The organism is Bacillus sp. FSL L8-0099 (assembly GCF_038006385.1).
Taxonomy (GTDB): domain Bacteria; phylum Bacillota; class Bacilli; order Bacillales; family Bacillaceae_G; genus Bacillus_A; species Bacillus_A toyonensis.
On the sequence record NZ_JBBOVC010000001.1, the window covers coordinates 4,564,246 to 4,587,642 of the forward strand.

The window sequence follows — 23,397 nt, forward strand, 5'->3', positions numbered from 1 at the left end:
AAAAAACCGTTCCTTTCCTCTCTCTATATTAACATGACTAATAGAGAGAAGAAAAATAACGGTTTTTTTCTTTCATATATATCAAACTTATATTGGCATAAAGGGAAGTGACGAGAACAGCATAACTATTCTCGTCCAAAATTACTCCTTGGATGAAGGGGTTTTCATGTATTATATTAACAGAGCTTTATTAATATTTAATTAAGCCATTGTTAATATATTGTAAATATCCTTCATCCTATTTTTCAGTTGCCGATTTCGGTAAAACAACTGTAAATGTTGTCCCTTCCCCAACTTCACTATCCACAGTAATTGTACCGTGATGTGCCTCAACTAAATGCTTTACAATCGATAATCCAAGACCTGTACCACCAGTATTTCTACTTCTCGCCTTATCCACTCGGTAAAAACGTTCAAAAATACGTGGGATTTCATCTTTACTAATACCAATTCCAGTATCAGATACTTTTATATAAGCATTGTATTTATCTTCTGCTAATTCAACAGAAACAACGCCTCCAGCCGGTGTATATACGATTGCATTATTAATTAAATTAATAAAGATTTGTTTCAAACGACCAGGATCTCCAATGACAGAGACACGTTTTAATACATTCACTTGTAAAGAGATTTCTTTTTCGCCTGCTTTATTGTCAAGCACCATATGAATATCTTCAATAAGTCCCTTCATATCAACGGTTTCCATATTTAATTTAAACCCTTGTTGCTCAATCTTTGACAAATCTAATAAATCTTCAATTAACCCCTGCATGCGTTCACTTTCTTTTAAAATAATGTGTAAGAAATGTTCGCAAAATTTCTTATTATCCATCGCTCCATCCAAGAGCGTTTCTGAAAAACCTTTAATAGAAGTAATTGGCGTCTTTAGTTCATGAGAAACATTTGCTAAAAAGTCTTTTCTCATTTGTTCTAATCTCTTTAACTCTGTTATGTCATGGAATACGAGAACAATCCCTTTCCATTCATGGTTCGTCCCGATAATCGGCGCTCCATATACTTCGAAATGCTTTCGCTCAATTCCAAGTGGCAATAACATTTGTTTACGCACTTTCACTTCTGTCATAAAGATTTCTTCCACAAGCTCTATAATTTCTGTATGGTGGAACGATTCATAATATAAGCGATCTAAATATTCTTCATCTGTTACGTGGAAAGTCTCTTTATAAGAACGGTTTACAAGGTTTATATAACCGCGGCTATCAATTAAAATCATTCCACTTCCCATATTTTCGATTAACGTATGCAGACGATCTTGTTGCATTTCTTGTTCAAGTGTCATCTCTTGTAAATTACGAGCTAAAATATTAATCGCTTTACTCAGCATTCCTGTTTCATCCGAATGACTTTCATAAGCACGTGCTTTATAATTTCCCTTCGCTAATTCAATCGCAACTTTCGTAACTGATTCAATTGGCCTAATATATTGCCCTGTAATTTTCATACCTAAAAACACGACTACAAGACAAGCGATAACAAATCCGATAATTAATAATCCCCACGTTTTTTGATGAACATCTTTCAAAGGCTCAATTGTACTTTTCACCAAAATGTATCCTTGTTTCCCTGTTACATCTTGAACGAACACCGCATGATAAAATTCATTCTTCTGATCCGTTTCTTTCGTAATGACTTTATTTCGTTGTTTCGCTGTTTCGGCAGAAAGTTCTTTAATCATCTCTTGACTAAATGCAGATTGTTGCCCTTTGCCATATTGAACTTTCTTTTTTTCATCTACAAATATAATAGAAGCTGGTATTTTTTCTTCTAACTTTTCAAATACATACGGCCTTTTTAAAACATCCTCAAAACCTTGTTCTTCTGCTAATACCGCAACATATCCTGTTTCTTTTACCATTCTCTCTTTCGCATGATCTATATAATAGTTTTCAAACACGGTTTCTAACAGTAAACCTAGTCCAACTAAAATAAACACAATAAGAGAAACAAATGTAAAAAGAAGCCTGGAACGAAATTTATTCATCCCCTTTTGGCTCCTCTAATTTATATCCTAAACCACGTATCGTTTTAATGTACGTCGGTTTTTTCGTATTTTTTTCAATTTTATCGCGCAAGTGGCTAATATGAACATCAACAATTCGTGTATCACCAGCAAAATCATAATTCCATACAGCACTTAATAATTGATCACGCGTCAACACGCGACTTTTATTTTTCGCAAGATAAACAAGTAGTTCAAATTCTTTTGGGGTTAATTCAAGCTTTCTTCCTTGGAAATAAGCCTCATAAAACTCCGGTAAAATTTTAAGGTCTGCAATTAGGATGCTATCTTCATCTGGCGCTTCTGCAACTTGCTCTTCTTGCTGTAATTTCGTACGACGTAAAATCGCCTTCACACGAGCAACAACTTCCCTTGGACTAAATGGCTTCGTCATATAATCATCCGCCCCAAGTTCAAGACCTAGCACCTTATCAAATTCATCATCTTTTGCTGTTAACATTAAAATCGGCGTCATAACACGCTGCAATCGTAATTCTTTACAAACTTCCATACCATCCATTTTTGGAAGCATTAAATCTAATATAATTAAATCCGGACGTTCTGTTGTCGCTTTTTGAAGCGCCATTTCTCCGTCCATCGCTGTTATAACTTCAAAACCAGCTTGTTGTAAATTAAATTCAATTAAAGTTAAGATAAATTCCTCATCATCAACTACTAAAATACGATTGTTCATTCTTTTCCTCCAAGTTATAGACTTGAAACCTTCTTCACCCTAGTATTTTCCCCGTTATTCTCATCATACTAGAAAACAGGTCCCCCCTCAATATAATTGTCTATTCATGGATTCAGATTATGCTCTCGTTATCTCTAAAAACAATTACACTCGGCTCAATTAACGTGTTACTATCCACACTTTATACAATTCTATATTCTCATTACATTCTACTTCCGTATGAACATTGAATTCTCGATTTTGTGCTAAGAAAAAAGATAGAACATACGCTATTTTATAGTCCGGTGTTTCATATCCATCAAATACCCTTCCGTATATTTCATTCGCGATCCCGTCTGCCCACACTTCAGCTTCTCTTATCGTTTCAAAAATAACGTCTTCCCTTTTCCATCTCACTTAAAAAATCCCTCCTTCAATTGACTTCAGTTATTAAAGTATGTGATAATTTCATATAATAATTAATATATACGAATGTTATATATACGGAGGTTCTATTATGCGACTAGTACTACCTATTCTAACTTTAGTAGTAACATGTATTCTTACTTTTAACGCTCCAAGCTGGGATACGATTAAAACGGGTTGTTCAGATTTTGCTGCAGGGTTCGCTGAAGGATTCTTCAACTAAAAATAGCGCTAGCTCCCTTATTAAAGGTATGCTAGCGCTATTCATATTTTCATGTTTTAAAAATTATCTAATGCTTTTTCCATAATGGAAACAGATTTAAAAGGTGGCGTTACCGTTAATGAACCTTTAACAACCGTTTCTCCTTTTTCATCATGAGCAGATACAAGCATATCAATTGTATGTGCCTCCTCAGAAACAGCCACAACTTCAAAGTGGATTTGTAACGTTTCATAATGGTGAACATGCTTCACGAACGTAAGGTCCTTCCTAATAATATGACTACCTGGACCTGGTAAATATTTCGTAACCGCCGTTGTAATCATTCCCGTTAGCATAATGCTTGGTACAATCGGCTTTTCATACGGAGTTTGGGATGCGTAATCATGCTGAATATATAATGGATTGGCATCATTCGTTAGCCCTAAATACAATAACAAATCTTTATCCTCAATTTTTTCAGTGATAGATAGTTTCTCTCCTACTGTAATTTCATCCATTTTACGACCAATTTGAACTTTTTTCTTTAACATGTTACAACCCCCTCCGATTTTTTCACCTTATTATCCTACTAAAAGCGATACCTTATCCGAAATTTACTATGATGAGGGCAATGTATAGTATAAATCTACAGTTTCATTATAGGATACTACAAATGATAGCGTTTTCATATTATTTCAAAAAAACATTTCATTAAATAGTAGAAAAAGATTCGGGGCCCCGAATCTTTTTCCGCTTATATTTAATTATTAAACAAGAACTTTCATAACGTTACGTACAGATTCTACAGAGCGATCTAACGCTTCTTTTTCCTCTGCAAGAAGTTCTAATTCAATAATTTTTTCAATTCCGTTACCACCTAGAATTACTGGTACCCCTAAGTAAAGGTCACTATAACCATATTCACCTTCAAGATACGCAATAGCCGGTAATACACGGCGTTGATCTTTTAAGATTGCTTCTGTCATTTCAACTAAAGAAGCCGCTGGTGCGTAATATGCACTACCGTTTCCTAATAAGCCTACAATCTCTCCGCCACCCTTACGTGTACGTTCTACAATTGCCTCTAAACGCTCTTTCGGAATTAACGTTTCTAACGGAATGCCACCCGCATAGGAATAACGTACAAGAGGTACCATGTCGTCACCGTGTCCACCAAGAACAAATCCTGTAATGTCTTTCACAGAAAAATTTAATTCTTGTGCAATGAATGTACGGAAACGAGCTGTATCTAATACGCCCGATTGCCCGATAACACGCTCTTTCGGGAATCCTGCTTCTTTAAATACAGAATATGTCATTGCATCAACTGGATTTGTTAATACAACAATAATCGCATTTGGTGAATGTTTTGCAATGTCGCGCGTAATACTTTTCATAATTTTAGAGTTTGTTGCTACTAAGTCATCACGGCTCATACCAGGCTTACGTGCAATACCTGCTGTAATAACGACAACGTCAGAATCAGCAGTATCTGCGTAATCAGATGTTCCAATAATGTTAGCATCAAAACCTTGTACTGGGCTCGCTTCTAACATATCTAACGCTTTCCCTTTTGTTGGATTTTCCAGTTGTGGAATGTCCACTAATACAACATCTGCAAGTTCTTTTTGTGCTAATAAGAATGCTGTTGTTGCTCCTGTAAATCCTGCACCGATGACTGAAACTTTCTTGCGTTTGATTGTCATAATTTACCCCCCACTTTAATTATGCGTTTTTGATTATCGCTACATCCATGTTTTTAATAAGCTCATTAGCAAATTCAGAACATTTCACTTCTGTTGCGCCTTCCATTAGACGAGCGAAGTCGTATGTTACTACTTTTGATGCAATTGTTTTCTCAACTGAATCAGTTACTAATTTCGCAGCTTCATTCCATCCTAAATGTTCTAGTAATAATACACCAGAAAGAAGAACAGAAGACGGGTTTACTTTATCTAAACCTGCATATTTTGGAGCTGTACCATGTGTAGCTTCAAAGATAGCATGTCCAGTCACATAGTTAATGTTTGCACCAGGTGCAATACCAATTCCACCTACTTGTGCAGCAAGTGCATCAGAGATGTAGTCTCCATTTAAGTTCATTGTTGCAACAACATCGAACTCACGTGGACGAGTTAAAATTTGTTGTAAGAAGATATCTGCAATAGAATCTTTTACAATGATTTTTCCAGCCACTTCTGCGTCTGCCATCGCTTTATTCGCTGCATCTTTGCCATCTTTTTCAACGATGCGATCATATTCAGCCCAAGTAAATACTTTATCGCCGAATTCTTGTTCCGCAACTTCGTAACCCCAGTTTTTGAAAGCACCTTCTGTAAATTTCATAATGTTTCCTTTATGAACTAATGTAACAGAAGAGCGTTTTTCGTTAATTGCATATTGAATTGCAGCACGAACAAGACGCTTTGTCCCTTCTTCTGAAATTGGTTTAATACCAATACCAGATGTTTCTGGGAAGCGGATTTTATTAACACCCATTGCTTCTTTTAAGAAAGCAAGAACTTTTTCTGCTTCTGGAGATCCTTGTGCATATTCAATTCCAGCATAAATGTCTTCTGTATTTTCACGGAAAATAACCATATCAGTATCTTCCGGACGTTTTACAGGTGAAGGAACACCTTCAAAATAACGAACTGGACGTAGACATACGTATAAATCTAATTCTTGACGAAGCGCTACGTTTAGAGAACGAATACCACCGCCAACTGGAGTTGTAAGTGGACCTTTAATTGCGATTAAATATTCACGGATTAAATTTAAAGTCTCTTCTGGTAACCACTCGCCTGTTTGGTTGAATGCTTTTTCCCCTGCAAGCACTTCTTTCCAAACGATTTTCTTCTCACCATCATAAGCTTTTTCTACTGCTGCTTCTAGTACGCGAGATGCAGCTTCCCAAATATCAGGACCAATTCCATCTCCTTCGATAAATGGAATAATCGGATTGTTTGGTACATTCATAACACCATTAGTTACAGTAATTTTTTCACCTGTCGTCAATGTGATAACCCCCATGTTTGAAATTTCATATGTATGAAACTGAGGGAATAACCCCTCAGTTCAAACCGTTAGTCAAATTAAAATATTCTAATCATTACATCTTCCCAAAAAAATCAGACTTTTGAAAGCGTATTTTTACTATCGAAATAGTGTTTTTCGCTTATCGTTGTGCAATTGGAACATATACTTGATGTGTTGGTCCATTATAATCAGCACGCGGACGGATTAAACGGTTGTTTTCATATTGTTCTAGAATATGAGCTAACCAGCCTGACATACGGCTAATTGCAAAAATAGGTGTAAATAAGTCATGGTCAATTCCTAAACAATGGTATACAGAAGCTGAATAGAAATCAACATTTGGTGGAAGACCTTTTTCTTTTGTTACAATGTCTTCAATTTTGATAGACATATTATACCATTTCTCTTCTCCTAAAAGCACGCATAATCTCTTAGACATTTCACGTAAATGTTTTGCACGTGGATCACCTTGCTCATACACACGATGACCAAAGCCCATGATTTTCACTTTATTTTGAAGAGCATTATGAATATATGATTCTACATTTTCTTCTTCGCCAATTTCAGTTAACATCTTCATTACATTTTCATTTGCCCCGCCGTGAAGAGGACCTTTTAACGCACCGATTGCTGCAGTAATACCAGAATATACATCTGAAAGTGTAGCTACGCAAACACGTGCAGTAAATGTAGAAGCGTTTAACTCATGATCTGCATGAAGTACAAGCGCCTTATCAAAAGCTTCAATTTCAACTTCATTTGGCTCACGATCATTTAACATGTACAAGAAGTTTGCAGCTAATGATAAATCTTTTCTCGGTTCAACAATATCTAAACCTTTACGGATTCTTGCATAAGCGGCAATTAAAGTTCCCACTTGAGCTTGTAATTTAACCGCTTTCAAATAATTGGACTTTTCATCCATAATTTCAGAGCTCTCATCGTATAATGATAGCATGGAAATTGCAGTTCGTAAAACAGACATAGGATGTGCGATCTTTAAATCTACTTGTTTTAAATATGTTAAAATTTCACCTGGCACTTTATAGTATTCTGATACAGTTTCATTAAATTCCGCTAGTTCTTGTTCGTTAGGAAGCTTGCGGTGCCATAATAAGTACACTACTTCTTCAAATGTAGCATTCTCAGCTAAATCATCAATATTATACCCAACATAAGTTAATGTATCATCAATAATAGAGCTCACAGATGATGTTGTTGCTACTACCCCTTCTAAACCTCGAATAACAGTCATGACATTCTCTCCTTTTCCTGAAAAATTCTCCCAACCTTGCTCCTTATATCTATTTGCTCCCCTTATGAATTATGAACGCCCGTTCACTCTTTAGGCAAGCAAAATGCACGATCATGCACATTTGTTGCGATGTTCCCCTCTTAATGTCCATTGCTTACATGGAAAGCATGAGCGTGAATGTCTCCCCGAATCCTCACGCTCAGAACAACAAGTTAGTGAGGAAAATGAATTCCGAAGAGTTTTATGATAAAAACAACATAAAACAATATCATTATAAAATTGTTTTATGTTGTTTTTATTTTATCTGGTGTAAAGTCTCTGCTGTTATGTAACTTTTCAAAGTTTCTAATTCTATTATAAACAATTATCTGACTTTTGTGAACAGAAAGAATTCAAAAATTTTATATTACTATAAAATTCCTTATTTAAACATTTGTATAATACTCATAACTGCATAGGCAATTCCAGCCCCAATTAACGGGCCTACAGCCACCCCATTAAATAAGGCAACCGCTATAATCGTCCCAAAAACAAGCGCAGTTGTAATATGAGGGTCCGTCGTCAATAATTGTACGCCGCCTTTCGCTAACAAAGCGACCGCCACACCTGAGGCTAAAGCAATCCATGCATAATATGATTTCGCTGCTTCTCCGAGTTGTTTAAAGCCTATTTCCCCTGTCGCAATCGGTACGAGCACTGCTATTGTAATGACTGTTACACCAAGGTTAATCCCTTTCGTTTGTAAATAAGGAAAGACTTTATCTCCTAAAAACGTAAACTTCAATAAGAATAACACTCCAATGGCTACAGTAAGCGATTGGTTTTTAGCAATAAGTCCTATAATAAGTAGTATGAATAAAAATAACGTTGACTGACTAATCATGTTTGCACTTCCTTTCTGAAAATAATGAACTCGCTTCCAAACAAAAATACCTTTAAACCTATCGTTATACATGTCATATCGATGTCTATTTGCCAATGAGAATAAGCCAACAATTTCATTTTTGTATGCATTTTTAACTTACAAAACGAGACTGTAACCCAAAAAAATCAAAGCATATATACATTTTTGAAAACGATGGTCTCTCCTTTCTTTTCTAACAAGAAACAGGTAAAATAAAAAGAAGAGAAAATGAAGTTTTTACCATATAGTAGAAGCATCATCAACAAGCTTTTACAGTCGTTCATGTACTGAAAAAGCAGGGAAAATCCATCATTCCACTATAACATAAAAGTGAAACTTTAATCAGTGAATGCTACTCGTTATAAGTTGAACGAATTAGGCTAATACAAATTGGAATGGGAGGTATACATCTTTGAACCGAAACTTACTATATATGATATTGCGACTCATATTTGTCATTGTAGCAACGGTAGCTGGGTTCTATGTATTACTATACATGTCAGGACTTATCTATCCTTTTATTATCGCTTTTGCATTTGCTTATTTGATTAATCCTGTCGTCAATTTCCTTAATCAAAAACTACAATTCCCTCGCGCACTAGCAGTACTCGTTAGCTTAATTCTCGTATTCGGAGCTATCGTCGGGCTTGTTACATACCTTGTAACAGAAGCAATATCTGCCACAACATACTTACTACAACTTGTTACAGTAAAGTTTCCGGATATCGTTAAATTCGCAGAGCAATTTGCACTTAATCATATTATGCCTCTCTATGACGATTTAATTTCTAAATTTAATCATCTTGGAGAACCGCAGCGTTATACAATTACAAAAAACATCCAAAACTTAGGAACTGAAGCAACAACACAAATGAAAGAACTTTTAACAGCTATTATAAGTGGATTAACAAATTTCATTAGTGCATTACCAACAACTCTAACTGTTCTTGTATTCATTTTATTAGCCACTTTCTTCATTAGTTACGATTGGCACCGTCTTGCTCAAAAAGCAAGAAAACTTCTACCGAATCGTGTACATGGCTACGGAAAAACTATTTTTGTCGATTTAAGAAAAGCTTTGTTCGGTTTTGTTAAAGCGCAACTTACACTCGTATCTATGACAACCGTTATTGTACTAATCGGACTTTTAATATTACGCGTACCATACGCCATTACTATCGCGATTATTACAGGTGTTGTAGATTTACTCCCATACTTAGGGACAGGAGCCGTCTTCGTCCCTTGGGTTATATACGTATTTTTCACTGGCGACACTGCATTCGCCATCGGTCTTCTCATTCTATACATCGTCGTGATTGTCCAAAGACAAATTATGGAACCTAAAGTGCTTTCATCTAATATTGGTCTTGATCCATTAGCGACACTAGTCGCTCTATTTATCGGCTTTAAGCTCTTCGGTTTCTTAGGATTAATCATCGGTCCAGTCACATTAGTACTACTTAATACATTACACAAAGCTCATGTCTTCCATGACTTGTGGAAATACATTAAAGGTTCACCCTCTTCAAAACAATAATTTCTAATTCACACAAAAAACTTAAGGAATAATGAGTGCAATTTCCCACTCATTATTCCTTGTACTTCTTTTTCATACTAACTACATGCAAAAAGAGAATTGCCCAAAAAAGGATAATTCTCTTGTTTTTTTGCATATAAAAACGGATTTTTCAACCTAAAATACATTTTTATTCTATTTATTTTATAATTATTACTTACATTTATTACTTTTTATGTAAATGAATAAATATACAAACCAGTATAAGATAAGGCTTCAACTAACGATTTCCCTGCTTTTATCAGATTTCATTACGTTCCTCGATCCTTCATACACAAAAATAAAACTTCAATATAGCGGATTTTTTCTACATCCTATTCATTAAGAACAAATAGTATCCAATTTACATGTTCAATCAGAAATATATATCCTACACAATAAAGTGAAACTTTAATCAATCAGGTTTTGTTCATCCCCCACTAATTATTAACCCGTACCAATCAGGCTTTTTGCAGAATAAAAAAAGTAGTGCTTAGATCGCTATAATCTAAGCACTACTTCTGAATAATAATAGTAGATCTCTTTCTAAACTTCCATTCCATCCACTTCATAACAAGCGGCTTCAATAAAGCCCTAGTAAAAGGGACAACAAAAATAAACCCCATTACATCCGTCACATATCCAGGAAGCACTAAAAGAATACCTCCTACAAATACAAAAATACCATCTAGTACTGCCTCGCCTGGCATTTCTCCTCTATTCAACTTAGATTGAATCTCTCTAAGCACTTTAAACCCTTGCCTTTTCGCCAAATATACACCTACAACACCAGTAAATACAATCATAGCGAACGTAGACCATAACCCTATTACATGACTCGACCCAATTAATACCGTAATCTCAACCGCCGGTATTAAAATCAACAAGAATAACAACCATTTCATAGTTCTGCACCCCTTTCACAAATCGCTTTAAAGACCCCTAAAACGCTCATATAGACTAAACAGAAGTAAGACACCCATTCACATTAAACTTCATAACAAGCAGCTTGTAAAAGCAAATTTAGACGTTTTAAAATAGTTCTATCATGTTTTTGTGTAAAAAAAAGAGAAGGACTCCGCTCCTTCTCTCCGTATTACTTCTTATAGCACTTCCGCATGTCCATTATAAACAATTCCGCGTGCCGCATCAACTGTTACTTCTTGGCCATTTTTTAAAGTTGCTGTTACGCCGTTTACACCAACGATAACAGGAATACCGATTGATACGCCTACAACAGCTGCATGGCTAGTTAAGCCACCTTCTTCTACAACTAAAGCAGCAGCTTTTTCGATTGCAGAAATCATATCTTTATCAGTGCTTGTTGTAACAAGGATATCACCTTCGTTTACGTTCGCTACAGCTTCAGCAGCTGTTTTTGCTACAACTACTTTACCTTTTGCAGCTTTACGACCGATTCCTTGTCCTTTAGCAACTTCTTCACCAACAACATGGATTTTCATTAAGTTTGTTGTACCAGTTTCAGCAACTGGAACACCCGCAGTGATTACTACAGTGTCTCCAAGTCCGATTAGACCCGCATCCATACCTGTTTGAATCGCAGTATCTAACATTTCGTCAGTAGACGCTGCACGTTTCCCAGCCATAAATGCTTGTACACCCCAAACAAGCGCAAGACGACGTCCTACTTGCTCGTCAGATGTTACAGCTACGATTGGAGATTTCGGACGATATTTAGAGATCATTTTCGCAGTATGTCCACTTTCTGTTGGAGCTACGATCGCAGCTACATCAAGAGCAAGTGCTGTATGCGCAACAGATTGGCTAATTGCATCTGTAATTGTTGGAGTGAACTCTTTAATACGTTTTTTGAACATATCTTCGTATTGTAATGATTTTTCAACACGTACTGCAATGTTAGCCATCATTGTTACCGCTTCTACTGGATATTGACCAGCAGCAGTTTCACCTGAAAGCATGATTGCATCCGTACCATCGAAGATTGCGTTAGCTACGTCACTTGCTTCCGCACGAGTTGGACGTGGGTTACGTTGCATAGAATCTAACATTTGCGTTGCAGTAATAACTGGTTTACCTAATACGTTACATTTTTTGATTAAACGTTTTTGCACTAAAGGTACTTCTTCTGGTGGAATTTCCACACCCATATCACCACGAGCTACCATTAAACCGTCAGAAACTTCTAAGATTGAATCGATATTGTCGATACCTTCTTGGTTTTCGATTTTTGGTACGATTTGGATGTATTGAGCATTATGCTCTTCTAGTAATTCACGGATTTCTAATACGTCAGATGCTTTACGAACGAAAGATGCTGCGATGAAATCAACTTTTTGCTCGATACCAAAGATGATATCTTTTACGTCTTTTTCAGTGATACCAGGAAGCTTAATGCTTACGTTTGGTACGTTAACACCTTTTTTATTTTTTACAGTTCCACTGTTTAAAACTTTTGTACGGATATTTCCGTCAGCTTTTTCGATTACTTCTAGCTCGATAAGACCGTCATCGATTAGAATGCGAGAACCTGGGTCTACATCATCATAAAGACCAGCATAAGATACAGAGAACTTCTCTGCAGTACCTAATACTTGCTCAGTAGAAAGAACTACTTCTGCACCTGTTACAAGTTCAGCTTGTCCGTCTACGAAGTCGTGAGTACGGATTTCTGGACCTTTTGTATCAAGTAAGATACCAACTGTTTTACCAGTTTTCTTTGAAGCTTCACGAATGTTTTTAATACGAGCGCCGTGCTCTTCATGGCTACCATGAGAGAAGTTTAAACGAGCAACGTTCATACCCGCTTCCATTAATTGTTCTAATTTCTCAATACTTTCACTAGCAGGACCTATTGTACATACAATTTTAGTTTTACGCATATTGCACCTCCGAAAATTATGAAACCGTTCCCAAATATCCGACATTACGCCGATTAGATGGATAATTCTTTAGATAATTGATACATATCTTTATCGATTGTATGCTTTTGAGCTAACGCCTCGATAATGTCATGATCAACAAGTTTATTATCTTGAATACCTACACAGCGTCCACCTTTACCAGCAATTAACAACTCAACTGCTCTTGCGCCAAGACGACTTGCTAATACACGGTCTTGTGCACTTGGTGATCCACCACGTTGTACGTGACCTAATACAGTTACACGAGTATCAAAGTTTGTTGCTTCTTCAATATGCTTACCGATGTCAATTGCACTTCCAACACCTTCAGCTACAATGATAATACTGTGTTTTTTCCCACGTTCGCTACCGCGTTTTAGACGAGCGATTACATCATCCATGTCATACTCTTCTTCTGGAATTAAGATCGTTTCTGCACCATCAGCTAAACCAGCCCATAATGCGATGTCTCCAGCATGACGTCCCATTACTTCGATAACATATGTACGTTCATGAGATGTAGCTGTGTCACGGATTTTATCAATTGCATCAATAACAGTATTTAAAGCTGTATCGAAACCAATTGTGAAGTCTGTTCCAGGAATATCATTGTCGATTGTACCTGGTACACCAACACATGGGAATCCTTGTTCAGTTAATTTTTTAGCACCTTGGTAAGAGCCATCTCCACCAATAACAACAAGTCCTTCGATACCGTGTTTCTTTAATTGCTCGATACCTTTTAGTCGTACTTCTGGGTCTTTAAACTCAGGACATCTTGCTGTATATAATTTCGTACCACCGCGGTGGATAATATCGCCAACAGAACCAAGTTCTAATTTTTCAATGTGACCAGAAATTAATCCAGCGTATCCATGGTAAATACCATATACTTCAATATCATGGAAAATCGCTTTACGAACAACTGCACGAATGGCAGCATTCATACCAGGTGAATCTCCACCACTTGTTAATACACCAATACGTTTCATTTGTACTCACCTCATAAAGATTATTTGCCTTATAATAAAATAACACGAAAAAATATAAAAACACAATGGAGAAGATGTGTCTTTTCATAATAAAAACGTGCATTCGCGAAGAGGAACGCACGCTTTTCTTATTTTATCCCAATGGAAGCGTTTGAAAACGAAACTTGCCCAATTTTCATATATTTTTCATAACGTTTTTCGATTAATTCATCTTTCGAAATTCCGTTTAATTGTTCAAAAGTTTTTCTAATCATTAAGTCTATATTTTCTGACTGTTTTAAAAGATTACGGTGAGCTCCACCTTTTGCCTCTGGAATAATTTCATCAATTACACCTAATTCTTTCAAATCTGCTGCTGTAATTTTCATTGCTTCTGCAGCTTCCTTCGCTTTTCCTGCATCTTTCCAAAGAATTGCCGCTGCACCCTCTGGTGTAATAACAGAATAAGTGGAATTTTCTAGCATATGAATGTAATCTCCTACTCCAAGACCTAGCGCACCACCACTACCGCCTTCACCGATAACGATACAAATAACTGGTACCGTTAAACCTGCCATCTCAAATAGATTGCGGGCAATAGCTTCACTTTGTCCACGTTCTTCAGCTGCTTTACCAGGATAAGCTCCCTTCGTATCGATGAAACAAATAATAGGACGATTAAACTTTTCCGCTTGTTTCATGAGACGCAGTGCTTTTCGATATCCTTCTGGATGAGGCATCCCAAAATTACGACGAATATTTTCTTTCGTATCTTTTCCGCGCTGATGCCCAATTACAGTTACAGGCATCCCCTTATATTTCGCAATGCCGCCGACAATCGCTGCATCATCGCCAAATAGGCGATCTCCATGACATTCAAAAAAATCAGTAAATAAGTGCTCAATATAATCGAGCGTTGTCGGTCGTTCTGCATGACGAGCAATTTGCACACGGTCCCATACTTTCATATTGCCGTATATATCTTCCTCTAAATTTTCTAGCTTGTCTTCCAAAATACGAATCTCCTCACTGAAGTCCATCTGGCTGTTTTTCGTATAGTCTTTCAGTTCACGGATCTTATTTCTTAGCTCAACAACTGGTTTTTCAAATTCTAGCTCTGCCATACAGCCATTTCCCCTCCTTGATGAACTTCTAAAATCTTACGAAGTGATTCTTTCATATCATCACGATGCACAACCGCATCTAATTGACCATGGTCTAGTAAAAATTCTGCCGTTTGGAAATCTTCCGGTAGTTTCTCACGCACTGTTTGTTCAATTACACGTCTACCAGCAAATCCGATAAGTGCACCTGGCTCTGCAAGATTATAATCACCAAGTGAAGCAAAACTCGCTGAAACCCCGCCCGTCGTTGGGTGAGTCATAACAGAAATAAATAACCCTCCTGCATTACTATGCTTTTTCAAAGCTACGCTTGTTTTTGCCATTTGCATTAAACTTAATATACCTTCTTGCATACGGGCACCACCCGAAGCAGTAAAGATAATAAATGGAACTTGTAAGTCGTATGCCTTTTCAACCGCACGGGCAATTTTTTCTCCTACAACAGAGCCCATGCTCCCCATTCGAAAACGAGAATCCATTACTGCAACAACAACAAGCATGTCATCAATTGTTCCTTCACCAGTTACAACCGCTTCATTCAATTCAGTCTTCTTACGATCGTTCTCTAATTTCTCTTCATATCCCGGAAACTCGAGTGGATTTAATGAAACCATTTCTTTGTCATACTCACGGAATGACCCTTCGTCCAATATACTATCAAGGCGCTCCCATGCATTCATAGGATGATGATATCCACAGTTCACACATACTTTTAAATTTTTCAGAAGTTCTTTCGTATACATGATTTTTTTACATTTCGGACATTTTGTCATAACGCCATCTGGTACATCTTTTCGTACTTGTTCTGAAGGTATTGCAGCATACTTTTTCTTTTTCACGAATAAATCTCTTAGCACAATTTGACCCCCTTCGTTGAGAGCTAAGGTTAGCGTAAGAAGAAAATGGGGCTAACACCAATGTTTGATGTTAGCCTTATCTTCTCAATCTGTCTAATAACCTCTCTCTTTACGTTTAACTTTAACCGCTATGCGGTAGAATGTTTGTCATAACGTGTCATGGTCATTTCGACAAATTTTATACATTACGAGTGAAACTGTATATTCTCTACTAATTCATCGTAAATTTTTAGTGCATCATTTTCTTGTTTTTCTTCCAAAGTAGCATAAAGCTTTCTATACATATTGATAGAATCTCCTGAAACTTTACAAGAAAGAGTTGCTACGTAATCATTTACGATCATCCAAATGCGATATAGTAAATAATTATCGACTTGTTCAATTAGTGTTTTAAAGAACGTTTGGTGAAGCATTGGAATCGAACTTTCATTTTCTTCAAGCACTTTCTGTAATCTACTTAGCACTTTAGAAAATGTTTCTTTCGGTAAATTACATACAATTCGAATCATATCTTTCTCAAGCAATCGTTTTGTTTGTAATAAATCACGAATTGTTTTCTCATCTTGCAATAGAAACGGAGCAATTAGTTGTACAAGACCGTTATCGTAAAAGTTTCGAATAAACGTCCCTTCACCACGTCTCGTTTCAATTAACCCTACCAGTTCTAAAGCACGCAATGCTTCTCTTACAGATGAGCGTCCTACGTTTAAGCGTGAACTTAGCTCCCGCTCAGACGGCAAACGATCCCCTGCTACCAATCCATCCTCTTCCATAATGGAACGGATTTTTTTTACAATTTCGAGATATACTTTTGTATTTGATGATGTCAATAGAAATTCCTCGCTTATTCTTTACCAATCAGCGCTAATTGTTTTGTTTTCTCAGCAACTTCATTTGGATCTACTTGACGACGAGCTACTCCTGTCTCCATTGCTGCTTTCGCAACGTAAGCTGCCACTCGAGGCGCTACACGCGCGTCAAACGGTGCCGGAATGATATAGTCTGCATTCAACTCATCTTCTGCTACAAGCTCAGCAATAGCCTGTACAGCTGCCATCTTCATTTCTTCGTTAATTTGTGTCGCATGTACGTCAAGTGCACCGCGGAAAATACCAGGGAACGCTAGTACATTATTTACTTGGTTCGGGAAGTCAGAACGACCTGTTCCAACAACAGCTGCGCCCGCTGCTTTTGCCAATTCTGGCATAATTTCCGGAACCGGATTCGCCATTGCAAAAATAATCGCATTGTCATTCATAGTACGAACCATCTCTTCTGTTAATGCACCTTCTGCAGATACACCAATGAATACGTCCGCACCTTGTACAACATCAGCTAAAGAACCTTCTATACGATTCTTATTTGTATATTTTGCAACTTCATCTTTCACTGGATTCATACCAGTAGGACGACCATCATAGATTGCACCTTTACGGTCACACATAATAATGTCGCGTACTCCATAGCGATATAAAAGTTTAATAATTGCAATACCTGCTGCACCTGCGCCATTTGCGACAACTTTAATGTCAGACATTTTCTTTCCAACTAATTTCAGCGCATTCACAAGGCCCGCTACTGTTACGATAGCTGTTCCGTGTTGATCATCATGGAAGATAGGAATATTTGTTTCTTTCTTCAAACGTTCTTCAATAATGAAGCAGTTTGGTGCTGCGATATCTTCTAAGTTAACGCCGCCAAAAGTTGGCTCCATTAATTTTACAGTTTCAACAATTTTATCTACATCGTTTGTATTTAAGGCGATTGGGAATGCATCTACACCAGCAAAGCTCTTGAATAATACAGCTTTACCTTCCATTACTGGAAGAGATGCTTCAGGTCCAATGTTACCAAGACCGAGTACAGCCGTTCCATCCGTCACAACTGCTACCATATTTCCCTTCATCGTATATTCATATACCTTACTTTTATCGTCATAAATTTCTTTACAAGGCTCTGCAACCCCTGGAGAATATGCAAGACTTAAATCTTTTGCATTTTCTACTTTTACTTTTGATACAGTTTCTAATTTTCCTTGATGCACTTTATGCATGTGAAGTGCTTCTTCACGAAGTGTTGACAAACTATCCACTCTCCTCAAATTATTCTAGCTGGTATCAATTTCTCCAAGTGGTCTGACCACGAACACTACTACTATAATAATCGAAGTGTAGGGAAATTGTCCATTATATTTTCACAACTACATTCTCTTCCCCGACAATTTCACGAAGTGTTCCTAAGCATTTTTCACTTGGATGAATCGATAAACTTCGAGATAATTGTACCATTTTATGTTCCTTTTCATAATAAATTAGTACTTTCGCAAAACCCGAATAGTCAAACAATATTTTTGTAACCTGATTCAAAAGCTTTTTTTCATACTGAGACGGCAATTTCACGTAAACAGATGCATCTTTCTTTTCTTCATAAACATCCATTTCTTCTAACGGATATAGTCCGTTTACAATCCATTGCAGCTTATGATTTCTTAGCTCAATCGTACCGTCAACTAAAACAATTGCCCCTTCTTGTAACTTGTCTGAGAAATGTATATACGTGTCCGGGAAAACAACCGCTTCCATTTCATCATTTTGATCACAGAATGTAATAAACGCCATCTTTTGCAATTTTTTCGTACGAATGACTCTCACACTTGTTATATACACGATAGCCCTTTGTACTTTTTTCTTATTTCGCATCGCCTGAGCGAGAGATGGAATTTCTAATTCTTTTGCTAACTTCACATACTGCGCTGTCGGATAGCTTGATAAATAAAAGCCAAGTGCTTCCTTCTCTTTATTTAACTGTTCAATAAAAGAGAGCTCTTCTCCTTGTACATATTTTGATTTTGGAACAGCATCCCCTAAATCACGGGCAAGATTTGCGTACTCTAACGCTCCTTTAAGGCTTTTCCATAAATTCGTTCTCGAAATACCAAAATCGTCAAAACATCCCGACCAGACGAACGCCTCTAAATTTCGTTCTGTTACAAACTTCGCTGGCATACGAAGACAAAATTCAAATAAATCCTCAAACATTTTGCTCTCTCGTTCTTCTAACAATGCCGTCACTGTAGCCATTCCGATATTTCGAATTGAAAGTAAGCTGTAACGTATCGCATTCCCTTCTATTTGGAAGTTGTAACCACTCTTCTGAAGTGACGGTGGCAAAACGTGGAAACCTTTCCGCTTCGTTTCTCGTATATACTGCACAATCTTATCTTCATTTCCAATTGCACTTGATAATAATGCTGTCATAAATTCCAATGTATAATTCGCTTTTAAGTAGGCAAGCTGATATCCGATCATACTGTAAGCTACAGCGTGACTTCGGTTAAAACCGTAATTCGCAAATCTTACAATTAAATCGTAAATTTTATCCGCTGATGTCTCATCGTATCCGTTTCGCAAACAACCTTGCACGAAATGCTGACGTTCCTGATCTAAAATATCACGATTTTTTTTACTCACTGCTCGGCGTAATAAATCCGCTTCTCCGAGCGAAAATCCTGCTAACTTCGATGCAATTTGCATAATTTGTTCTTGGTATACAATTACCCCGTATGTTCTTTCTAAAATCGGCTTTAAATCCGGATGTAAATATTCAATTTTTCTTTTTCCGTGCTTCGATTCAATAAAGGTTGGGATTTGCTCCATCGGTCCTGGTCTGTATAACGAGTTAACAGCGACAATGTCTTCAAACTCATTCGGTTTTAATCCGCGAAGTACATTTCGCATACCACCTGATTCAAGCTGGAATACCCCCGTTGTATCCCCTCTCCCTAGCAATTGGAACGTCTTTTCATCTTGGAGAGGTAAATTCCTTATATCAATTTCTTTCCCCGTTTTTTTCACAATAAACTTTATAATATTTTCAAGTAACGTTAAATTACGTAAGCCTAAAAAGTCCATCTTGAGCAACCCGAGTTCTTCTAATGCATCAGCAGGATATTGCGTAACATAAACATCGTTATGTCCTTCTTGAATTGCTACACTACCTGTTAACGGTTCTTGACTCATAATAACGCCAGCGGCATGAATAGACGTATGACGAGGTAAGCCTTCTACACGTTTTGCAATTTCAAACACACGCTCATGAAGAAGATTCCCTTGTATAAACTCACGGAGTGATTGTGATTCTTCATATGCATCTTTTAACGTTATACCAAGCTTTGATGGAATAAGTTTTGAAAATATGTCAATGTCTCGCGGCGGAAGCCCCATTACACGAGCAATATCTCTAATTGCTGCTTTCGCTGCAAGCGTCCCAAACGTTACAATTTGCGCCACGCGGAGCTGACCATACTTATCTTTCACATATCGGATCATCTCATCACGTCTTATATCTGGAAAATCGATATCAATGTCCGGAAGGGTCACACGTTCGGGATTTAAAAATCTTTCAAATAACAAATCGTATTCAATCGGATCAATATCTGTAATTTCTAATACGTACGAAACGAGTGAGCCAGCTGCCGATCCACGGCCTGGTCCTGTTAAAATATGATTTTCATGTGCATACTTCATAAAGTCCCATACGATGAGAAAATAATCACTAAATCCCATACTAGAAATGACGTTTAGTTCATGATTCAAACGCTTTATATGCACTTCTTTTGGCGTACCATAACGTTTATGCAAGCCTTCTTCACAAACACGGCGTAAGTAAGTATCATTCGTCTCGTTAGATGGAACAGGAAATTTCGGTAATTGATTTACATGAAACGGTATTTCTACTTTACAACGTTCTGCAATTTTTACAGTGTTGTAAATCGCCTCTTCCGTGTGAGAAAATAGTGCTTCCATTTCATCCGATGACTTTAAATAATATTGATCTGTCTTCAGCCTCGGCCTGTCTGGATCAGTCATTTTCGTTCCACTTTCAACTGATAGTAAACATTCGTGAACGAGCGCGTCACTTTGATTAATATAGCGCACATCATTTGTTGCAACGACTGGGACATTTACCTTACTAATAAATTCAGGTAATTTTTCTTGCAGGAGCAGTTCATCTTGAATCGCATGATGCTGCAAACTCATATAAAAATTATCGAACATATTTTGATATGTACAAGCTACTTCTTCCGCCTGATCCTCTTTGTCTTCTAATAATAATTGTTCAATTTCCCCATCTTTACCTGGTGAAATAGCAATTAATCCTTTCGCATAATGCGCAAGCCACTTCTTCGGAATACCCTCTTTTGACTTCGTCATAATGCTACTAGAAATCTTTAATAAATTTTGATAGCCTATTTCATCTTCAGCAAGTAAGACGAGCGGATAAGACTTTTCTTCTTCTTCACTAAAAATAGAAGCTGTTAAGCCGATAATAGGCTGTATACCATGTTTCTTACATGCTTTATAAAACGGAATAACGCCATACATAACATTTTCATCCGTAATAGCCAACGATGAAAAACCAAGCTCTTTCGCCCTGACTACAAGCTCATCAATTTTACAAGCACTTTTTAATAAACTAAAAACGGTTTGACATTGTAAATGCACAAACTTCACTGTTGTACCCTCTCTTTACCTATTTGACTACTTTCATTATAGGTGATGAGGAAAGCGGAAATCAAAACATACTTCTCATACTTTGTCCATATATATGAAGAAGAAAGGGGAATGACGATGGATGTAAGAGAACATACTTTTTTCTCTCTGCTTATTATTAGTTATTTTATTGCCTTTGGGGTTATACTTGGCGGTTCATTAATTGGTGGATTTGGTGCGTTTCTTATCGGAAAACCAGCTCTAACTTACATTAATCAATTCGCCCAAAATTTAAGAATTTGGGCACTCGTTGCAGCAATCGGCGGAACATTCGATACCTTTTATAGCTTTGAAAGAAGTTTCTTTGGCGGAGATATGAAAGATATCGTAAAACAAATTCTCCTTATTTTTTTCGCAACTGGCGGTATGCAAACAGGTCTTATTATTATTAAATGGCTAACGCAGGAACATGTATGAGAGTGCCAAGTGCCAATACAGCAAAAAGATGGTACTTAGTTTTAGCTGGTGCTGCTGTTGGAGGCGTGTTAAGCTGGTTTATTTTTTTGTACATATACGGTGTTTTTCAAGAAGAACAAGCTAGTAAAATAGCAGAACAAAGAGAAATTATAGAAAAACAAGAAGCAAAGCTCCACGTCCTTCTCGAAGATCAAGAAAAGTTGAACACAGAAAATAAACGTCTCTTAACAATTCAAGAGATTAAAATAAAAATAATAAATCGAGAAAAATATGATTTAGACAATCTAACACTCGAAAATATGACCACTTCTATCCATAATGACCTCCAGCATCTTTTAACGAAAAACATTCAAAGTATCGCAAAAAATAAAGACCTACTCAAAAAAGCAATCGAAAACAAAACGTACAAACATTACGATCGTATATACCGCTTTAAAGTCGATACAATTTCTTTTGATACTGTACTTGAAATTAGTATTGATATAGAGAAAGAAAAATAAAGAAGGAGGGCTTAAGCGCCGCTCCTTCTTTTCGTTTTAACATATACTCTCTTATTTACAAATATCACGTAAATCAGCAAACAGACGATCCGCTTCTTCCCAAGAAGATGCTTTTGCACCAGAAGCCATCGGATGTCCTCCGCCGTTATATTGCATTGCTAATTTATTTATAACTGGCCCTTTTGAACGAAGGCGAACACGAATTACATCGTCTTCCTCTAAAAATAGAACCCATGCCTTTAATCCGTCAATATTACCAAGAGCTCCAACAACACCAGATGCTTCAGAAGGAAGTACATCAAATTCTTCTAATACTTCTTTCGTTAATTTAATGTAAGCTGCTCCTTCTTCTACCATCGTAAAATTTTGTAAAATATAGCCATTTAAACGAGCGATTTTTTCTTTTGTCTTATACATTTCATTGTATAAATCTGTGAATTTCACACCCATATCAACAAGCTCACTTACGTAAAGGAGTGTTTTTGCTGTTGTATTCGGGAATAAGAAACGACCTGTATCCCCAACAATCCCTGCTAAAATAAGGCGAGCTGCTTCTTTTGTTATTTTTAATCCTTTATCTTTTCCATAGTTATAAAACTCATAAATCATTTCACTTGTAGAACTTGCTGTCGTATCTACCCACGTAATATCTCCGTACGGATCTTCATTTGGATGATGATCAATTTTGATTAACATCTTCCCTTTTGTATAGCGTTGATCGTCAACACGTTCTTGGTTCGCAGTATCACAAACGATAACAAGTGCATTTTCGTATACGCTATCTTCAATATTATCCATTACTCGTAAGTATGCTAGTGACGGTTCATTGTACCCAACCGTATAAATATTTTTCTCTGGAAACGATTCTTGCAAAATCGTACCAAGACCGCCTTGTGAACCTAACGCATCTGGATCCGGACGCACATGACGATGAATAATAATTGTCTCAAATTCTTTAATTGCTCCTAAAATTTGCTCATGCATATGTATAATCTCCTTTTTATTCAACTTCTTCACTTT

21 protein-coding genes are annotated in these 23,397 nt (G+C 36.9%); 4 read left to right on the forward strand and 17 right to left on the reverse strand.

Features of this window, described 5'->3' with window-relative positions; translation table 11 throughout:
• Positions 1-238: 238 nt before the first annotated feature.
• From phoR to MHH42_RS23205, 3 genes are all read right to left on the reverse strand, one after another.
• Complete coding sequence (gene phoR, locus MHH42_RS23195; protein WP_016109177.1) at positions 239-2,002, reverse strand: sensory box histidine kinase PhoR; 1,764 nt, start codon at positions 2,000-2,002, stop codon at positions 239-241.
• A complete protein-coding gene (gene phoP / locus MHH42_RS23200; protein ID WP_001065218.1) occupies positions 1,995-2,714 on the reverse strand; it encodes a two-component system response regulator PhoP in 720 nt (239 codons plus the stop codon). Before phoP ends, phoR begins: the two co-directional genes overlap by 8 nt.
• Positions 2,715-2,873: 159 nt before the next feature.
• Positions 2,874-3,110, reverse strand: a complete 237-nt coding sequence (locus MHH42_RS23205; protein WP_001267375.1) for a hypothetical protein — start codon at positions 3,108-3,110, stop codon at positions 2,874-2,876.
• A gap of 100 nt (positions 3,111-3,210) precedes the next feature.
• Here MHH42_RS23205 and MHH42_RS23210 point away from each other — a divergent pair, with 100 nt between their 5' ends.
• Positions 3,211-3,342, forward strand: coding sequence for a hypothetical protein (locus MHH42_RS23210; protein ID WP_001241584.1), 132 nt, complete (start codon positions 3,211-3,213; stop codon positions 3,340-3,342).
• 56 nt (positions 3,343-3,398) lie between these two features.
• On the opposite strand, the gene MHH42_RS23215 is transcribed toward MHH42_RS23210, so the two are convergent.
• The 5 genes from MHH42_RS23215 to MHH42_RS23235 all read right to left on the reverse strand — a co-directional run bounded on the left by MHH42_RS23215 (position 3,399) and on the right by MHH42_RS23235 (position 8,498).
• Entirely contained in the window at positions 3,399-3,872 is a 474-nt protein-coding gene (locus MHH42_RS23215) for a MaoC family dehydratase (RefSeq protein WP_000914174.1), read from the reverse strand.
• Between the two features lie 216 nt (positions 3,873-4,088).
• On the reverse strand, positions 4,089-5,027 hold the full coding sequence (mdh, locus tag MHH42_RS23220) for a malate dehydrogenase (RefSeq protein WP_000153227.1): 939 nt from the start codon (positions 5,025-5,027) through the stop codon (positions 4,089-4,091).
• 19 nt (positions 5,028-5,046) lie between these two features.
• Complete coding sequence (gene icd, locus MHH42_RS23225; RefSeq protein ID WP_000206907.1) at positions 5,047-6,339, reverse strand: NADP-dependent isocitrate dehydrogenase; 1,293 nt, start codon at positions 6,337-6,339, stop codon at positions 5,047-5,049.
• Positions 6,340-6,499: 160 nt separating this feature from the next.
• Positions 6,500-7,615, reverse strand: coding sequence for a citrate synthase (citZ, locus tag MHH42_RS23230; RefSeq protein ID WP_016109178.1), 1,116 nt, complete (start codon positions 7,613-7,615; stop codon positions 6,500-6,502).
• Positions 7,616-8,036: 421 nt separating this feature from the next.
• Complete coding sequence (locus MHH42_RS23235) at positions 8,037-8,498, reverse strand: DUF441 domain-containing protein (RefSeq protein WP_000625507.1); 462 nt, start codon at positions 8,496-8,498, stop codon at positions 8,037-8,039.
• Between the two features lie 433 nt (positions 8,499-8,931).
• On the opposite strand from MHH42_RS23235, the gene ytvI reads away from it, so the two are divergent.
• Positions 8,932-10,056 carry a sporulation integral membrane protein YtvI gene (ytvI, locus tag MHH42_RS23240; protein ID WP_340894238.1) on the forward strand — a complete coding sequence of 375 codons (1,125 nt, stop codon included), beginning with the start codon at positions 8,932-8,934 and terminating at the stop codon, positions 10,054-10,056.
• A gap of 533 nt (positions 10,057-10,589) precedes the next feature.
• On the opposite strand, the gene MHH42_RS23245 is transcribed toward ytvI, so the two are convergent.
• From MHH42_RS23245 to dnaE, 8 genes are all read right to left on the reverse strand, one after another.
• Entirely contained in the window at positions 10,590-10,979 is a 390-nt protein-coding gene (locus tag MHH42_RS23245; protein WP_000871649.1) for an FxsA family protein, read from the reverse strand.
• A gap of 198 nt (positions 10,980-11,177) precedes the next feature.
• Positions 11,178-12,935: a pyruvate kinase gene (pyk, locus tag MHH42_RS23250; RefSeq protein WP_001232683.1), complete on the reverse strand. Its 1,758-nt coding sequence runs from the start codon at positions 12,933-12,935 to the stop codon at positions 11,178-11,180.
• A gap of 53 nt (positions 12,936-12,988) precedes the next feature.
• A complete protein-coding gene (gene pfkA, locus MHH42_RS23255) occupies positions 12,989-13,948 on the reverse strand; it encodes a 6-phosphofructokinase (protein WP_000821156.1) in 960 nt (319 codons plus the stop codon).
• 128 nt (positions 13,949-14,076) lie between these two features.
• The gene (accA, locus tag MHH42_RS23260; protein ID WP_000818790.1) at positions 14,077-15,051 is read right to left on the reverse strand and encodes an acetyl-CoA carboxylase carboxyl transferase subunit alpha; all 975 of its coding nucleotides are present in this window, start codon (positions 15,049-15,051) and stop codon (positions 14,077-14,079) included.
• Positions 15,039-15,908 carry an acetyl-CoA carboxylase, carboxyltransferase subunit beta gene (gene accD, locus MHH42_RS23265; protein WP_000942864.1) on the reverse strand — a complete coding sequence of 290 codons (870 nt, stop codon included), beginning with the start codon at positions 15,906-15,908 and terminating at the stop codon, positions 15,039-15,041. Before accD ends, accA begins: the two co-directional genes overlap by 13 nt.
• A 185-nt stretch (positions 15,909-16,093) precedes the next feature.
• A complete protein-coding gene (locus MHH42_RS23270) occupies positions 16,094-16,738 on the reverse strand; it encodes a FadR/GntR family transcriptional regulator (protein ID WP_070173835.1) in 645 nt (214 codons plus the stop codon).
• Between the two features lie 14 nt (positions 16,739-16,752).
• Positions 16,753-17,961 carry an NAD(P)-dependent malic enzyme gene (locus tag MHH42_RS23275; protein WP_162148121.1) on the reverse strand — a complete coding sequence of 403 codons (1,209 nt, stop codon included), beginning with the start codon at positions 17,959-17,961 and terminating at the stop codon, positions 16,753-16,755.
• Positions 17,962-18,094: 133 nt separating this feature from the next.
• Positions 18,095-21,421 carry a DNA polymerase III subunit alpha gene (gene dnaE / locus MHH42_RS23280; protein WP_070173836.1) on the reverse strand — a complete coding sequence of 1,109 codons (3,327 nt, stop codon included), beginning with the start codon at positions 21,419-21,421 and terminating at the stop codon, positions 18,095-18,097.
• Positions 21,422-21,463: 42 nt separating this feature from the next.
• Here dnaE and MHH42_RS23285 point away from each other — a divergent pair, with 42 nt between their 5' ends.
• Both MHH42_RS23285 and ytrI read left to right on the forward strand, forming a co-directional pair.
• Positions 21,464-21,877, forward strand: coding sequence for a YtrH family sporulation protein (locus MHH42_RS23285; protein WP_002034291.1), 414 nt, complete (start codon positions 21,464-21,466; stop codon positions 21,875-21,877).
• On the forward strand, positions 21,874-22,377 hold the full coding sequence (gene ytrI / locus MHH42_RS23290; protein WP_001265733.1) for a sporulation membrane protein YtrI: 504 nt from the start codon (positions 21,874-21,876) through the stop codon (positions 22,375-22,377). Before MHH42_RS23285 ends, ytrI begins: the two co-directional genes overlap by 4 nt.
• Positions 22,378-22,428: 51 nt before the next feature.
• Here ytrI and MHH42_RS23295 read toward each other — a convergent pair whose 3' ends face one another.
• On the reverse strand, positions 22,429-23,361 hold the full coding sequence (locus tag MHH42_RS23295) for a DHH family phosphoesterase (protein ID WP_000545153.1): 933 nt from the start codon (positions 23,359-23,361) through the stop codon (positions 22,429-22,431).
• Positions 23,362-23,397: the final 36 nt, after the last annotated feature.

Bases quoted from the DNA above. Each gene is read 5' to 3' on its own strand.
- phoR (WP_016109177.1), bottom strand. From the start codon at position 2,002: ATGAATAAATTTCGTTCCAGGCTTCTTTTTACATTTGTTTCTCTTATT.
- phoP (WP_001065218.1), bottom strand. From the start codon at position 2,714: ATGAACAATCGTATTTTAGTAGTTGATGATGAGGAATTTATCTTAACT.
- MHH42_RS23210 (WP_001241584.1), top strand. From the start codon at position 3,211: ATGCGACTAGTACTACCTATTCTAACTTTAGTAGTAACATGTATTCTT.
- MHH42_RS23215 (WP_000914174.1), bottom strand. From the start codon at position 3,872: ATGTTAAAGAAAAAAGTTCAAATTGGTCGTAAAATGGATGAAATTACA.
- mdh (WP_000153227.1), bottom strand. From the start codon at position 5,027: ATGACAATCAAACGCAAGAAAGTTTCAGTCATCGGTGCAGGATTTACA.
- citZ (WP_016109178.1), bottom strand. From the start codon at position 7,615: ATGACTGTTATTCGAGGTTTAGAAGGGGTAGTAGCAACAACATCATCT.
- MHH42_RS23235 (WP_000625507.1), bottom strand. From the start codon at position 8,498: ATGATTAGTCAGTCAACGTTATTTTTATTCATACTACTTATTATAGGA.
- MHH42_RS23245 (WP_000871649.1), bottom strand. From the start codon at position 10,979: ATGAAATGGTTGTTATTCTTGTTGATTTTAATACCGGCGGTTGAGATT.
- pyk (WP_001232683.1), bottom strand. From the start codon at position 12,935: ATGCGTAAAACTAAAATTGTATGTACAATAGGTCCTGCTAGTGAAAGT.
- pfkA (WP_000821156.1), bottom strand. From the start codon at position 13,948: ATGAAACGTATTGGTGTATTAACAAGTGGTGGAGATTCACCTGGTATG.
- accA (WP_000818790.1), bottom strand. From the start codon at position 15,051: ATGGCAGAGCTAGAATTTGAAAAACCAGTTGTTGAGCTAAGAAATAAG.
- MHH42_RS23275 (WP_162148121.1), bottom strand. From the start codon at position 17,961: ATGCATAAAGTGCATCAAGGAAAATTAGAAACTGTATCAAAAGTAAAA.
- ytrI (WP_001265733.1), top strand. From the start codon at position 21,874: ATGAGAGTGCCAAGTGCCAATACAGCAAAAAGATGGTACTTAGTTTTA.
- MHH42_RS23295 (WP_000545153.1), bottom strand. From the start codon at position 23,361: ATGCATGAGCAAATTTTAGGAGCAATTAAAGAATTTGAGACAATTATT.